This is a genomic window from Flavobacterium anhuiense (assembly GCF_001705175.1).
Lineage (GTDB): Bacteria > Bacteroidota > Bacteroidia > Flavobacteriales > Flavobacteriaceae > Flavobacterium > Flavobacterium anhuiense.
This window is the reverse complement of record NZ_CP016907.1, coordinates 887600-902767: the sequence shown is the minus strand read 5'-3', so window position 1 is coordinate 902767 and position 15168 is coordinate 887600. Positions and strand designations below refer to the sequence as shown.

Annotated in this window: 14 protein-coding genes and 2 tRNA genes; 7 read left to right on the top strand and 9 right to left on the bottom strand. The window is 33.3% G+C overall.

From position 1 onward, the window contains the following. Window positions 1-64: 64 nt before the first annotated feature. A complete protein-coding gene (locus BB050_RS03735) occupies window positions 65-1138 on the top strand; it encodes an NAD(P)/FAD-dependent oxidoreductase (protein WP_066032664.1) in 1074 nt (357 codons plus the stop codon). Here BB050_RS03735 and BB050_RS03730 read toward each other — a convergent pair. Then, window positions 1119-1502, bottom strand: coding sequence for a DUF983 domain-containing protein (locus tag BB050_RS03730; RefSeq protein WP_066032663.1), 384 nt, complete (start codon window positions 1500-1502; stop codon window positions 1119-1121). The genes BB050_RS03735 and BB050_RS03730 overlap by 20 nt on opposite strands. Before the next feature lie 438 nt (window positions 1503-1940). Between BB050_RS03730 and BB050_RS03725 the strand changes: the two genes are divergently transcribed. Continuing rightward, complete coding sequence (locus BB050_RS03725; protein ID WP_066032662.1) at window positions 1941-3863, top strand: ABC-F family ATP-binding cassette domain-containing protein; 1923 nt, start codon at window positions 1941-1943, stop codon at window positions 3861-3863. Between the two features lie 248 nt (window positions 3864-4111). Here the strand turns inward: BB050_RS03725 and BB050_RS03720 are convergent, their stop codons facing one another. Beyond that, the gene (locus BB050_RS03720; RefSeq protein WP_066032661.1) at window positions 4112-5074 is read right to left on the bottom strand and encodes an App1 family protein; all 963 of its coding nucleotides are present in this window, start codon (window positions 5072-5074) and stop codon (window positions 4112-4114) included. 61 nt (window positions 5075-5135) lie between these two features. Here BB050_RS03720 and BB050_RS03715 point away from each other — a divergent pair, with 61 nt between their 5' ends. Next, on the top strand, window positions 5136-6005 hold the full coding sequence (locus tag BB050_RS03715) for a diacylglycerol/lipid kinase family protein (RefSeq protein WP_066032660.1): 870 nt from the start codon (window positions 5136-5138) through the stop codon (window positions 6003-6005). A gap of 185 nt (window positions 6006-6190) precedes the next feature. On the opposite strand, the gene BB050_RS03710 is transcribed toward BB050_RS03715, so the two are convergent. Next, the gene (locus BB050_RS03710) at window positions 6191-7336 is read right to left on the bottom strand and encodes a GNAT family protein (RefSeq protein ID WP_066032659.1); all 1146 of its coding nucleotides are present in this window, start codon (window positions 7334-7336) and stop codon (window positions 6191-6193) included. A 115-nt stretch (window positions 7337-7451) separates the two neighbouring features. Beyond that, window positions 7452-7940 (bottom strand): DUF1761 domain-containing protein, encoded by a 489-nt coding sequence (locus BB050_RS03705; protein ID WP_066032658.1) that lies wholly within the window; start codon window positions 7938-7940, stop codon window positions 7452-7454. A 180-nt stretch (window positions 7941-8120) separates the two neighbouring features. On the opposite strand from BB050_RS03705, the gene BB050_RS03700 reads away from it, so the two are divergent. Together BB050_RS03700 and BB050_RS03695 are read left to right on the top strand one after the other, a co-directional pair. Next, a complete protein-coding gene (locus BB050_RS03700) occupies window positions 8121-8963 on the top strand; it encodes a leucine-rich repeat domain-containing protein (RefSeq protein WP_066032657.1) in 843 nt (280 codons plus the stop codon). Window positions 8964-9225: 262 nt separating this feature from the next. Then, window positions 9226-9531, top strand: coding sequence for a hypothetical protein (locus BB050_RS03695; protein ID WP_008467067.1), 306 nt, complete (start codon window positions 9226-9228; stop codon window positions 9529-9531). Between the two features lie 73 nt (window positions 9532-9604). On the opposite strand, the gene BB050_RS03690 is transcribed toward BB050_RS03695, so the two are convergent. Further along, the gene (locus BB050_RS03690) at window positions 9605-10804 is read right to left on the bottom strand and encodes an outer membrane protein assembly factor BamB family protein (RefSeq protein WP_066032656.1); all 1200 of its coding nucleotides are present in this window, start codon (window positions 10802-10804) and stop codon (window positions 9605-9607) included. 106 nt (window positions 10805-10910) lie between these two features. Beyond that, a tRNA-Glu gene (locus tag BB050_RS03685) sits at window positions 10911-10982 on the bottom strand. A 584-nt stretch (window positions 10983-11566) separates the two neighbouring features. On the opposite strand from BB050_RS03685, the gene BB050_RS03680 reads away from it, so the two are divergent. Both BB050_RS03680 and BB050_RS03675 read left to right on the top strand, forming a co-directional pair. Next, complete coding sequence (locus BB050_RS03680; RefSeq protein WP_066032655.1) at window positions 11567-12367, top strand: SDR family NAD(P)-dependent oxidoreductase; 801 nt, start codon at window positions 11567-11569, stop codon at window positions 12365-12367. A 91-nt stretch (window positions 12368-12458) separates the two neighbouring features. After that, window positions 12459-12842, top strand: a complete 384-nt coding sequence (locus BB050_RS03675; protein ID WP_066032654.1) for a nuclear transport factor 2 family protein — start codon at window positions 12459-12461, stop codon at window positions 12840-12842. A 105-nt stretch (window positions 12843-12947) separates the two neighbouring features. Here the strand turns inward: BB050_RS03675 and BB050_RS03670 are convergent. The 3 genes from BB050_RS03670 to BB050_RS03660 all read right to left on the bottom strand — a co-directional run bounded on the left by BB050_RS03670 (window position 12948) and on the right by BB050_RS03660 (window position 15161). After that, window positions 12948-13020, bottom strand: a tRNA-Met gene (locus tag BB050_RS03670). Window positions 13021-13111: 91 nt separating this feature from the next. Beyond that, on the bottom strand, window positions 13112-13636 hold the full coding sequence (locus BB050_RS03665) for a DUF4269 domain-containing protein (RefSeq protein ID WP_066032653.1): 525 nt from the start codon (window positions 13634-13636) through the stop codon (window positions 13112-13114). Then, window positions 13629-15161, bottom strand: coding sequence for a glycosyltransferase family 39 protein (locus BB050_RS03660; protein WP_066032652.1), 1533 nt, complete (start codon window positions 15159-15161; stop codon window positions 13629-13631). The genes BB050_RS03665 and BB050_RS03660 overlap by 8 nt, the downstream gene beginning before the upstream one ends. Window positions 15162-15168: the final 7 nt, after the last annotated feature.

Genomic DNA, 15168 nt, shown 5'->3' with positions numbered 1-15168 from the left:
CATTATAAGAAAAACTCTTGCTACCTTTGTAGTAAGAGTTTTTTTATTTTATCTATACTTCACAATGCTTGATTATTTAATTGTCGGATCTGGATTGGCTGGAATTTCTTTTGCCGAAGTCGCCCTTAAGAATAACAAATCAATTTTACTTTTAGATGACAAATCTCAGAATTCTTCGAGAGTTGCCGGCGGTTTGTACAATCCTGTAATTTTAAAACGTTTCAGTGAGGTGTGGAATGCAAAAGAACAGCTCGTATTGATGAACGAGTTTTATGATAAAGTTGAAGAAAAACTAAAAGAGAAATTCAACTTTAAAATGCCTGTTTTAAGAAAGTTCTTTTCTATTGAAGAACAGAATAATTGGTTTGCAGCTTCAGATAAAATTAATTTAGCTCCTTTTTTGTCGACTAAATTAATTTCAAAAAAATATAACAGCATTGATTCTCCATACGATTATGGAGAGGTTTTGCATACTGGTTATGTTGATACAGCTTTGTTGTTGGATAATTACCAAAAATATTTACTTCAGAATGATTTATTGAGAGATGAATCTTTTGATTTTGGTGCTATAGAATTTCTAGACTCAGGAATTCAATATAAAAACATTGAGGCTCGCCATATTATTTTTGCTGAAGGTTTCGGAATGCATAAAAATCCATTTTTTAATTATCTCCCACTAGACGGAACAAAAGGAGAGTTGTTTATCATAAAAGCGCCAGATTTAAATCTTGATATAATTGTAAATACCAGTGTTTTTATCTTGCCTCTTGGAAATAATTTGTTCAAAGTTGGAGCAACTTACAATTGGCATGATAAAACTTCCGAACCAACGGAAGAAGGCAGACAGGAGCTTTTAGAGCGTATAAGAGAAATCATTACTTGCGACTTCGAAATAGTAAAACACTTTGCTGGAGTCCGTCCAACAGTTGCAGACCGAAGACCTTTGATTGGAACGCATGAAGAGCATAAATCTCTGCATATTCTTAACGGATTAGGAACTCGTGGTGTTATGCTTGGTCCAGCAATGGCGAAAGCGCTATATGATCATATCGAAAATAATGTTCCGCTAGATAAAGAAGCTGACATTAAACGATTTCATAAAAGATATTTGAAAGGCCTTACTTTTGGCCAGCCTTAGGATCGTAAGAAACAAACATATTGATATATAAGTTTCTTGAAAGACGCAAAACGAATGGGAATAAAATAACCAACGTTATAATTATTGCTAAAAATGACTGTTCGATTGTGGTGTTAAAAAATACAAATGAAACAATAAAGGCAGCAACACCTACGGCTACGTTTAAAGCATAACTCACATACATCGCGCCATAAAAGAATGAAGGTTCAATCTGGTATTTAAATCCGCAGTGGCTGCAATGATCGTTCATTTTGAGAACTTTACTCAAATGAAGCGGATTTTTGTCTTCATACATGCTTTCTTTTTGGCATTTTGGACAACTTCCCGTTATTATGCTGTTTAGTTTGGAGCCTCTTTTGAACATTTTAAGTAAATTTTATAGTCTTTAATTCACCTCGATTGTATTTGGATACCGTGTGAATGGGAGTAATTATTTAAAAGCAAATATACGGTATTTTCAGGCTTTAAGCTATTTAATTAGGATAAAAACTTACAGCTTATTTTGATTTGATTCGAGTATAATGTTTACTGCTACAATATTTCTTTTTTTTATAAATGGGATTTAAAAGTATATTTTTTAATCCACTAATTTTCGATTTAATTTAAGAAGAAAAGTTCAGAATTAAATAAGGTTTTAAGTTTTTGATTTTTATAAAAGCTATTGTTTTACAGTATAAAAACTTCAATTAAATGTTATACTTTTGCACTTTCAAAATTGTAACACGATAATTAGCTTGTTTGCAATTTATTTATTTAATGAATAATAAAGGTTTTCTAGCCTTTACATTTACAGCAATACATTATGCTTAATATACACAATCTTTCCGTTTCTTTTGGAGGAACCTATTTATTTGAAGAAGTTACTTTTCGTTTGGGTGCTGGCGACCGCGTAGGTCTTGTTGGTAAAAACGGAGCAGGTAAATCTACAATGCTAAAAATGCTAGCAGGCGATTTTAAACCTGATTCGGGAGTAATCTCTCAAGAGAAAGATATCAAAATGGGATTCTTGCGTCAGGATATTGATTTTGAACAGGGAAGAACTGTTTTGGAAGAAGCATACGAAGCTTTTACAGAAATTAAAGTTGTTGAGAAAAAACTCGAAGAAATCAATCACCAGTTGGTGACTAGAACCGATTATGAAAGCGAAGAGTATGCTAAGATTATAGAAGATTTGTCTGATTATACGCATCGTTTTGATCTTCTTGGAGGATATAATTATGTGGGTGATACAGAAAAAATCCTTTTAGGCTTAGGTTTTAAAAGAGAAGTTTTTAATAACCAAACCGAAACTTTTTCTGGCGGATGGAGAATGCGTATTGAGTTGGCAAAACTTTTATTGCAATCGAATGATGTCTTACTTCTGGATGAGCCAACCAACCACTTAGATATAGAAAGTATCATTTGGTTAGAGAATTTCCTTCGCAATTATCCTGGAGTTGTGGTAATCGTTTCTCACGATAAAATGTTTTTGGATAATGTAACCAATAGAACAATCGAAATCTCGCTAGGGAAAGCATACGATTTCAATAAACCGTATTCTCAATATTTAGAATTGCGTCATGAAATTCGTGAAAAGCAATTAGCGACGCAAAAAAATCAGCAGAAAAAGATTGAAGAAACTGAAAAATTAATCGAGAAATTCCGTGCAAAAGCTTCAAAAGCTTCAATGGCGCAATCGCTGATTAAAAAATTAGATAAAGTAGAAAGAATCGAAGTTGACGAAGACGATAATTCTGTTATGAATATCTCTTTTCCAGTTTCTAAAGAGCCAGGAAAAGTAGTTATTGAGGCTGAACATGTAACAAAAGCTTATGGAGACAAAACGATTCTAAAAAATATTAGTTTATTGGTAGAAAGAGGAAGTAAAATTGCCTTTGTTGGTCAAAACGGACAGGGGAAATCTACTTTTATAAAAGCATTAGTAAACGAATTTGAATACGAAGGAAATATCAAATTAGGACACAATGTGCAGTTAGGATATTTTGCTCAAAATCAGGCTGAATATTTAGACGGAGAAATCACCTTGCTTCAAACCATGGAAGATGCTGCGACCGACACAAACCGAATGAAAGTTCGTGATATGTTAGGTTCATTTTTATTCCGTGGAGATGATGTTGAGAAAAAAGTAAAAGTGCTTTCTGGAGGAGAACGTAACCGTTTGGCTCTTTGTAAATTGTTGTTACAGCCAATCAACGTTTTGCTGATGGATGAGCCTACAAACCACTTAGATATTAAATCTAAAAACGTTTTAAAAGCGGCGCTTCAAAAATTCGGCGGAACTTTATTATTGGTTTCACACGACAGGGATTTCCTTCAAGGAATGTCGAACATCGTTTACGAATTTAAAGATCAAAAGATTAAAGAATATTTAGGAGATATCAACTTTTTCTTAGAGCAACGCAATTTGGAAAATATGCGTGAAGTAGAGAAAAAAGATGTTGTGAAAAATACGCCAGCTCCAAAAGAAAAAGAAGCGAGTAAATTATCTTACGAAGATCAGAAGAAAGGAAAAGCGCTTCAGAACAAATTAAGTAAAATTGAAAGTCAGATTCAGCAGTTGGAAAAACAAATCCAGCACGACGATAAGATGTTAGAAACCAATTACGACAAACACATCGAAGATGCTTCCTTTTTTACGGCTTACAATAAAAAGAAACAAGACTTAGAGCAATTATTAATCGACTGGGAAGTAGTTTCAGAAGAGATTGATAGTTTTAATGCTTAGTTTTTTTGTTTCAAGTTTAAGGTTTCAAGTTGCTATCTTGACGAGTAATTTTTACCGCAAAGCACGCTAAGTTTTTTATAGATTCCACTTTATAATGTACAAAGTTCGCAAAGCTTTATCAATAAATAGCGTTGCGAACTTTGCGTTTTTAAAACTTCAAAGATCAAAGAACTTAGCGTGCTTTGCGGTTAAATATTTACTCAGTTCAGCTTAAAACATGAAACATGAAACATGAAACATGAAACAAACTACTTAATAATTCCAATCGATCGAGAATGTTCAATTGCTTTGCTGCTTTCTTTAAAATAGCATACAGAAACATTTAAGCTTTCTAAATTCTTCAAGATTTTTTTTACTTCTTTTTTCTGAGATTTTCCAGTTTGTCTAATATAAACAGCAACTACAGTCACGGGAAATATTTTGCAGATTCTTTCGTAGAGTTTTGGGTCATGCTGAGAGTCATCGCCCATTAAAACATATTTAAGCGTTGGATAGAACTCGACAACATGCTTGATTTTTTCAAATTTATGATCGTGATTTCCTCTTCCACTCATAAAGAAATCGGTAATGCCTCTTTTTATATTTTTTAGCAAAAAAACGGCTTTGGGCAGTTTGTTAATTCTGGTAAATTTGGCAATAAATCGATATAAATTCCATTCGCTGCTGGAGATGTAAAAAAAGGCATTCCCTTCTTCCGGATTGTTTCTTCCTGCTTGGCTCAGAGCCTGATAATGTGCTACAACATCATTGAAGACTTTACGGTCATTGACGTTTTTGAATAATAAAATGTAAATTTTTCGAAAGATATTATTCGTATGCGAAATCAGAAAAGTATCATCTATGTCCGATATGATTCCGAGTTTTCCTTTATGTGGTCTTATAAAACTGCCTTTGCAAGTTGTGGTTTCATGGCGATATTTTAAGCTGACTTCATAAGTCATCCATCCAAAATGTGTTTCTTTTTCTAATGGGATACAGAATTTGAAGTAGCCATCATCTAATGTCTTGGTGTGAATGACTTCGTTATTGTAGTGAAGGTAAACATCAAAATTTTTAATGGTTTTTATTCTAAACAATTTAAGGATAGAAGTGGCATTTTTTAATTTCCTCTTCTCAAAATTGTATTTGTTTTCCCTTTTTAAAACGTGTCCCATTACAATTAACTCTTGCTCATTTGCATAACCTCGATATAATTGTAGAATTGGTTTCATTAATTACGTATATTTATGTAACTGTAATTTACTTAATTTAATTGGTTTTAAAAATAAAATTTTGAAAAAGAATATTCTGTTTGTTGTAAATCCGATTTCTGGAGATTTGGATAAATCTGATTTAATTGATGCTGTAGAAGAGTTTGCGGCAACCAATCATTTTAATTTAGAGGTATATGAAACGACTGGGAAAAATGATTTAAGAGCCATACAATCTTTATACGATGAATTTCAACCAGAACGAATTATTGTTGCTGGAGGAGATGGTACCATAAAAATGGTGGCTGAAGCAATGGAAGAGCATGATGTTATAATCGGAATTTTGCCCGCAGGTTCTGCAAACGGGCTTTCGGTGGACTTAAATCTTCCAGACGGAATAGAGGAGAACCTTAAAATAGCGTTTTTGCATCATTATATCGAAATGGATATGATTTGCATCAACGGCAAAAAAAGTATCCATCTGAGTGATCTTGGCTTGAATGCCAATCTGGTTAAAAACTACGAGCAAAGTGATGTTCGTGGATTTTGGGGATACGCACTCCAGGCTTTCACGACCCTTAAAGAATCAGAAGAGCCTTTTGTGGCAACAATTTCAGCAAATAATAAAACAGTTGAGCATGTAGCGCGAATGATTGTAATTGCCAATTCTCAGAAATACGGAACAGGCGTCATCATCAATCCAAATGGTGCAATGAATGATGGAAGGTTTGAGCTCGTTATTTTAAAAAGTCTTGATTTACTTTTAATTGGAAAAATAATTACCGGAAATATGCCTATTGATTCTGATGATATTGTAATTATCTCAACGGATAAAGCTGAAATTAAAACAGATTATCCCGTTAACTTTCAGATTGATGGAGAATATTGCGGAGCGCAGACTTCATTAGAAATTCATATTTTACATAAACAGATGAAAATTGCTGTGCCTTGATTTGATTGAAGAATTCTTGGTGTGCCAGATATATCGCTCCGCCAGAGCTTTTTATCTTTTTGCTATTTTTTTTCTATAAATATTTTGCTTTTCCAGAGCTTAAAAAAAAGCTCCGTAGGGAGCGAAATATTTATAGAAAATAGTTTGATTCAAAAGTGCCATAAGCTCCAACGGAGCGACATCTTTTATTTAAATGGATTTCTCTCCTGCCATTCTGTTTTGGGTTCCAAATAATTAAAAAATCTAGAAATATTGTGATTGATTAAAGCGTTGCTATGTGTAATTAGACCGTACATTTTTACAGGTTTTGCGCCAACAGAACTTTTAATTTCAAGAGCAGTTCTGGCAAAGACGATTTCACTGAAACCTTTTTTGATAGAATATCCAATCATGTCGTAGAGCATATTTAAGTATAACATTTTTTCGCGCTGAATGCTTTCGTCATAACCCAAAAAGTACGTGTCCATTACTTCACCATTTTTGATTAAAGTATTGAAACCGATTAGTTTTTCATCTAAGAAATAACCGTACAGAAGAAAATTATCGCCCATTATTTCTTTAAAAAAACTAAAATGATTGCGAGCTAGAAAAAAAGTGTTGAAAGGGGCATTTTTAGCAACATGAAAATACAAATCGTAAATAACGTCTTCATATTGTTTAATATCAGAAAGGGACATTTGCTGTTTTACAATTCCCTCCGATTTTTTTCGTGCTCGTTTGTATTGATCGCGATATTTTTTGGATAAAGCATCAATATAATCTTGTTCTGTCTTCCAGTTTTTACTGATTTCAAAAATCATATTAGGTTGAGTGGAAAACGTATAATTATTTTTGAATTCAGTCTGAAGCGGTTCAATTTCTTTTGCCGTAAAATCTTTTATGCTGGTGATGTGCACCTTTTTTCCGCTTTCTTTTAAATCTTTTTTAAGCTGATTAATTGCTTTGTGAAGTGTTTTAATGGCTTTTGATTCTTTGGCGCTTTTGTCAAAAATAAAGGCATTTTGCCCTGTAAGCATATTGTTGCCGACGAATAAAACGTGAGAAGCAAAATTCTTTAAAGCAAAATTACGCACCGAAGTTTTTAAGCATTTGTCGCGTTCTCCAAAAGATTCGAGTTTTTCTGCAAATAAGAACTGTGTTAATGCAATTCCGATTAGTTTTTTCTCTTCAAAAAGACCAACAAAATGACAAGTCATATTTACTGGACATGAATTTTCCAGTACTTCGAGATATTCTCGTGTCAAAAAAATATTATTTGCTGCGAGCGAGTTCCATTCTAAAGGCAGTAATGATGCGCTTTTGTAAATCTGGAAAGAATATGTTGTATTCAAAAGAGTGAGCTAATTTCTTCAAAATTAGATAATATTTGTAATAACTAAACTGCTTTAAGTTATTATTAAGAAAACCCGTTTGAGAATTTTTCAAACGGGTTTTTTATAATTGATGTTAGGCAAATCCGCAGATGATTCCGCCCATAAGCGTTAAGGTAAGAATCCAATAGCCGCTGTGGATAAAAATATATTTCCAAGATTTTCTTTCAAACAAACCATTGATTCCAATTAAAGGAAAAGCAAAAAATAATCCTGACATAAAACCGTGAAGCGCGCCATGTTTAAAAGTTCTGTATGCCATTCCGTAATCTGCCATAAAAGCGGCAAATGAAGGTTTTGCGCTATCAATCAACGGTGGTCCGCCAACCATTCCGACTGCGCCAGACTGATGGATGGTAAGCGACATTAAAGTCATGGTAATCATTAATGAGAAAATATACGTAAGTCCGAAGATTTTAAGCATATTTCCTTTTCTTAGCTCTTCTTGAGTAAAATTATTTTCCTTCATCCAGATAGTTCCGAATACTTTTGGGCTGTACCAGATAAAACCGGTTACGAGTGTGACGATGGCTGCTGTAAACAAAGCAACGAAGTTAATTTGCATAATATGAGGTTTTTAGAATTAGTTAGTCAAATGTAATCAAAAAAAATGCAGGTTTTAGAAAATAATTAAAAGTAATATAAGTCTTACGAATAAAATTTTTTTCAACAGTTTGTCGATATTTAGTATATTATAGCTTTGAATTGCATAATTTTACGCTAATAACAAATCCCCAAATCTGTTATGAAAATTTTAGTAACCCTTTCTTTATTATTTGCTTTTTCGCTAAACGTTTTGGCAGATACCGTTTCGGATAAAGAAAAAGAGGCGCTTATAAAATTGTATCATGCAACAAATGGTTTGCAATGGAAAAACAAATGGGACTTAAGTCTGTCTGTTTCTACTTGGTACGGTGTTAAAGCAGAAAACGGAAAAGTTGTGGCGCTGAATCTGGCAGATAATAATCTGCAGGGAGAATTGCCTGAAGCTCTTTACGATCTTACAAATTTAGAATCGCTGAATCTGGAAAAGAATAAAATTGAAGGAAGTTTGTCTTCGTCAATTTTTAATTTGAAGGAATTAGAATTGCTCAATCTTGGTGAGAATAGATTATCTGGCGTAATTCCGTCTTCCATTTGCCAATTGGTAAAATTGAAAGATTTAGAGCTTTTTATGAATAATATTTCAGGAGAGCTTCCGTCAGAAATTGGAAAGTTGAATCAGTTGGAAATTTTAGCTGTTTTTAACAACGAAATTAATGGAAAACTGCCTGTTTCGATTTATAAAATTTCAGGACTAAAAGTATTGCTGCTGAATAATAATAAATTGTCAGGAAATTTGACAAATGAAATTATTAATTGGAATGTATTGCAAAATTTTAGTTTATTTGACAATGATTTTACAGGCACAATTCCGCAAGAAATTGAAAAGCTTAGCAAGTTGCAAGAATTGAATCTTTCGTACAATAAATTTACAGGCGAAGTTTCAAAAAAGACAGCATTATTAGATGCTTTAAATATGACCATGATAGACGAAAACGGAAATCCGTTTTTATTAGAAATAAACCAAGAAAATAAATTACAATAGTTTACCCAAAAATTAATCGATGCTTATGAATGAATTTTACACTCGTTAAACAAGTTGATTAAATATATTTAGTTAATTGCCAAAACCGTAACCTTGTTACGGTTTTATGGTTTTTAGAGGTTACTTTATCACAAAAAATAACATTTAATTTAGAATTGAATTTTTTAAGTTTGTCCAAAATTTTATAATTTTAATAAAAGTATCCAGAGAACCAAAAACCGATTAATCAGCGGTATTACTAATCACTTAATAAGAAGAAATCATGACATTGCAATATCAGGGAGAACAATACGGAAAACCAACAACTTTTACACTTAGAATTATTGGTAACAACTTATCAAAAAGTAGTTCAAACTACCAAATTGATCTTTTGGTAGGTGACAAAAAACTGCCAACTTTTACAAGTGAAATTCACCAGAGTCTTTCTAATTGTCTGAAAGAAATTTATTTGTTTAGAAAACATAACGGAATTACGTTCAATGAATCATCAGAGAAAATAGTTTCGCTTTATGTTCCTTATGATAAAGTTTTGTACAACTACAATAAATATGCTTTGTTTAGAGCATAAATTTTTCTCAAAAGAGCATAAAAAAGACCATTTGAAAAAATGGTCTTTTTTTATTTTGAAAAGCGAGAAGCTATTATCTAATTATCTTGATAAAAGCACTGTATGGGTTGTCTGTAAGAGAAGTGCGCATATAATATACGTTTTCGTCTTTTTCCTTTAAATCAAATTGAATTAAACCGGCATCGCAATAATAGTAAAGCAAGTTGTCATCGGCAGGAAATTCAATGTTTGAAATAGGCAAAGTGGTTAGTTTTTCTTCAAAAGCAATTTCTCCGTTTGATAAATCCAATTCAAAAAGTTTTTTGTTAAGAGTATACCCCCAAAGATTATCAACTTCTTTAACGATGTATTGGACATTATCACCTTTAAAATCTGTTTTCCAAAGCTGCGTTCCTGTTTTAGAATCAACAGCATAAATAGATGAAACTTCTGGGCCTTGTGCCGCAAAATATAGTTTTTTGTCGTGGCAAACGATGCGTTCTTTTACATTGTTCTGGTTTTCTTCTATTTTAAATTGCCATAAAACATCTAAGCTATTTGGTTTTAAAGCGTATAGCCAATTTTTGTCGCCGGCAATAAAAACACTTTCACCATCTGTAACAGGTTTTCCGGTCATGGTTTCATCAAAACTTTTCTGGTAAAGCAATTTTCCAGTATTAGCTTCAAAACAGTACACATTTGTTCCGCTTTGGGTAAAGATCTTATTGTCGAAAAATAATGGCTCAATATCGCTGTTTGGAGTGTCAAATTTGTAGTTCCAAGCCAAACTTCCATCTTTTAAGTCCAAAGCATATAGATTACTGCTCTGATTTTGATTTTGAGCTGTTATAAAAAGTTTTCCGTTAGCTATAATTGGAGTTTGGTCTTTTAGGACAATCTTGTCTGTGAAGTTTCCTATTCTAGATTTCCAGAAAATAGTTCCCGTTCCATTATCGACCGCATAAATTTCTCCATTAATAAACGGAATATACACAATTCCGTCCTGTAGGGTTATTTTATTGGCGCACATTTCAGTATGAGCATCTGAAGCTTTTACAGTCCAGACAATGCTTTCAACTTCTAAGTCCCATGAAAAAAGTGAACCGTCATAATCGTAGATTAAAAGGGAAGTGTCGTCTAGAGAAATCTTTTTAAGCGGTTTTAAAGATTTGCTGGTAACAGCTTCTTCTGCTGGCAAATTGCTGTTTGTGTAGTTAGTTTTGCTGGCGGGCGCTTGGCCAGACATATTTGCAAAGGCGAATACAAATAAAAGGGCTATTAATTTGTGTTTCATTTTAAGATTTGGGTTGAGTTTTTTGACTGTCTTCTTTTAAAACATTTAACGGAGTAAATATAAACAAAAAAAGCTCCAGATTTCTCTGAAGCTTTGTCTTAGTAAGTAGTCCGTGGGGGAATCGAACCCCCCTTACCAGGATGAAAACCTGGCGTCCTAACCGATAGACGAACGGACCTGCTTTGCTATTGCGGGTGCAAAAGTGCGATTATTTTTGAGATATCCAAAGCATTTTTGAAAAAACTTTTTGATTTTTTTTGATTGGAATTTTTTTTGAATCCAGATTATTTGTGGATAAAGTAAGTTAAAGATGTTGTATTTATTTGATTAATAATTGGTTGTTTTGAGTTTGCGCTAAAGGGTTATTGTCTTTGTTAGAGAAAAATAATTTTTAGAAATATTGATGATTTTTGTTTTTGAAAGAATATTTTTATAGGTTTTTCTCGTGGTTTATGTTCTAAGTGAGGGTAATTGTGTTTTCTGGAATTTCAGTCTTTCTCATTTTTCATATTGTTTGAACCTGAAAGTTATAAGTTAATAAAAAAAAACTCTGAACTGAAAGTGGAGAATGGTTTAGTAGCTTGCCTAGACTCTTCGAAGTGCTCAATTGAAAAGCAAATGTATTTGACTTTGAGCAATTTTTATTTTTAGATATCAATTTCCTTTGCTAGCGAAAAGTCCGATCGTAAACATACGAGTATAAATTTTTAGTTTTGGTTATCTAGTTTATAATGAATAAATTAGAGGTTTGAAGTTGTAATAATGACAAAAGCACAAGAAGAAGTAATTTGGATAACTGGCGCTTCATCTGGCATTGGAAAATCAATGGCTTTTGAATGCGTAAGATTAGGATATAAAGTAGTTCTTTCTTCAAGACGTGAAGAACTATTGGATAAAGTTGCTGACACGATTAGACAATCAGGCGGAGAAGCATTGGTAATTCCTTGTGATATAATGGAAGAAGCTTCTATTGAAAATGCAGTCCAACAAATTATTAAAGATTGGGGACGTTTGGATGTGGTTGTAGCTAATGCTGGTTTTGGCATTTCTGGAAGTATCGAAAATCTAACAGCCAAAGATTGGAATAGGCAATTGCAAGGCAATGTTACAGGATTAGCCTTAACGGTAAAATATGCATTGCCACATTTAAAGAAAAACAAAGGAAGAATTGGTTTGGTCGGAAGCGTAGGTGCTTATCTTCCTAATCCTAATGTTGGTGCATACGGTGCTTCAAAAGCTGCTGTAAATTCTATTGGTCAGACTTTGCAGGTTGAATTAATGGGAACAGGTGTGAGTTGTACTACGTTGCATCCCGGATTTGTGGTTTCTGAAATTGCAAGAATTGACAATGACGGAATTTGGTATCCAGAACAGTCAGATCCACGACCGTCAAATTTAATGTGGCCGACAGATAAAGCGGCGAAGGTGATGATAAGTGCTATTTTGAAACGAAAGAGAAATTACATTTTTACAGGTCATGGTAAACTGGCTGTCTGGTTGCAGAGATGGTTTCCTGGAGTGATGAGATCTATAATTTCAAAAGGTTCAAAGCCTGATTTATAATTAAAAAGTTGAATAAATCTAGGTTAAAAGAAAGGCTTTGTTTCAATATTAAGCTGAAATTTATGAAATGTCTAATTAACAACGAGATAATATGGAAGGACAAATTATAGAATTGGAAAAAAAATACTGGCAAGGAGTTGAGAATAATGACTACGAAATAGTAAGGAATTTGACATTTTTTCCTTGCATAGTTGCCGGAAAAAATGGTGTTCAGAGCATCAGCGAGACTGAGTTCAAAAATATGTTTGACTCTGGACAGACCAATAAAATAAAAGTGCTGAACATCTATGATGTAAAAGAAAAGCTAATTGCCGAAAATACTGCCGTAATAGGATATCGTCTCGATTTTGAGATAGCAGATCAAAGTCAAAAAGCGCCCATAAAGTGTGTCTGCACTTCGACTTGGGTGAAAGAAAATAACAAATGGGCATGTGTGATGCATACCGAAACAGAACTGGAAATAATAGTAATCTGATATGTTTTCGTTGCTAGCGCGAGCGTCACGCTTGTGAACGCAGCAAATATAAAAGTTTGTAAAAATAAAAAAAGCTTCAGAGAAATCTGAAGCTTTTTTTCTTAGTAGCGGGAACAGGACTCGAACCTGTGACCTTCGGGTTATGAGCCCGACGAGCTGCCTACTGCTCTATCCCGCGATGTTTCAGGTGCAAAGATACACACTAAATACGGTTATGCAAATAATTTTTGTACTTTATTTTCTATAATTTCTAAAAGAGACGATTTTTCTTAGACTTTATAATCCAATAATTCCTGGTAAACGTTTCCGTTTAAGCCTAGTAGCAAGCCAAATGCAGGTTCGGTTTTTATGCCGCTTTCTTTCAGTTTTATAATCTCTAATCTAAAGTTTTCGTCTTTAGAACGCAGAATTTGGTCTTCAATTACCATATGTCTGTAGCCATTTTGAAGTTCTGTAGGGATATTTTGCCCGAAGATTTCGATTTCAAAAGCCTCAATAAAGAAGTTTGCTACTATTGATTCTTGATTATCAATTACAATTTCTCGAATCGAAAAACGGTTTTCCTTTTCAAATAGATATTTAATTCTCTCAATAAAATCGGATTTATTTTTCCAATAACAGACAATATCCAAATCACTGTTTTTGACATCAATATTTATCGGAATCGTGCCAACTAAAATAGGATCAAATTCGGCAAGATTTTCCAAAATATGATGTTTGGTCAAAATATGAAATGCCGCATGCTGTTTTGAATTTCCCGTTTTTAAATACGATATGTCTCTGAAATTAATCATTTATGATCTTATTTTTTTCTTCGTTGATTTCCTGCTCTAATCTTTTATTGATGTCAATTTTAGCATTCGTAAAAACAAAAATTGTAGCGCGATATCCTCTAGCATATTGATTTGTAACTTCACCACCAATAACCGAAGATTCAAAATACGGACTTGTTTCTTTCATTTCTTTATCGTTTTCTTCAAAATCCTTAACACGAATCAAGTTTTTGTATCTAATGCTGAGGTCAAACCAATTGAGATAATCAGCGTTGAAAGAAACAGCTTTTATTCCTTTTTTAGTATAATAATTAATCGCTCCAGCTTGTCCGTAATTGTCGCAGAGCACAATAGTTTCTTTTTGGTTGGGTAATAATGCATAAAGCGAATCTGTTTTTCTGGCTAATTCTTTCCAACCCAGCATATCGGCAAAATCTTGAGGCAAATGATGGTCTTTACCATCTTCCCAACGAAGCATTCCCATTTTTTTGTACTTCTCTGAATGCGCTACAATATATTCAGGACTTTTATTTGGAAAGGCAATATCATACATCGGAATAAAAAACAATATCGGAATCAAGATAAAAACAGGTTTCAGAAAACGTTTCCATCCATTGTTTAAGATTTGAGATAAAAATACAGCTCCAAAAGCAATGTAAATTGGATATAATCCGATTGCGTAATACGCTTTTGCTTTGAAGTAAATAAAAATTAATAGTGTGAAAACAAACGTCGCAAAAAAGAGCTGGAACTTTTTGAAAGGCTGATACAATAAAACCGCATAAAGTCCAGCTAAAATCACCAATAAGCCACCAATAAAAAAGAGAATCTGTTCTTTTAGGAAATTGGCTCTATCGACATTCACCAATTGGGTTTCTGCCAATTCTTTCATGTGGTGCACAATCGGAAAATGATTGCTGTACTGCCAATAAAGATTTGGCAGAATTAATATTAAACCTAAAATCAAGGCAAAATAAAACTCTTTTTTTGCGAGTATTTTTCGCTGTTGTGAAAGTAAAATGGCTGGAACTAATCCGAGGAATAAAAACAGAATATTGTACTTGTTCAAGAAGCCAAAGGCGAAAACTACGCCTCCTATATAGAGCCATTTTGTATTTTCGGCAGTAATGTATTGTATTAAAACATAATAAAATGCAGTCCAGCATAAAACGTCAAAAGAGTTTGGCTGATACAGTGTATTTAAACGAAGCAAACACGAAAACAATACACATAAAGCACCAAGAATTAGAGCATAAAGATTACCTTTTAAAAGTTCTATTGTTTTCCAGACTATCAAAAGCGTCAAGGCGCCAAATAGGGCAGGGAAGAACTTTACCCAGAAAACCGAATTTCCAAGCAGCAGAATAAGATACGAAAGCCAAGAAGTGACAGGCGGAACCGATAAATAGCCCCAAGCCAAATGATTTGCCTGATCGAGATGCAAATATTCATCACGCTGCAAATCGTATTCTGGACTAATTAAAACATATTGTAGAATGAATTTTAAAATAATAAACCCAATTAAAATAAATGTTTTTTTGTTCATGCAGATT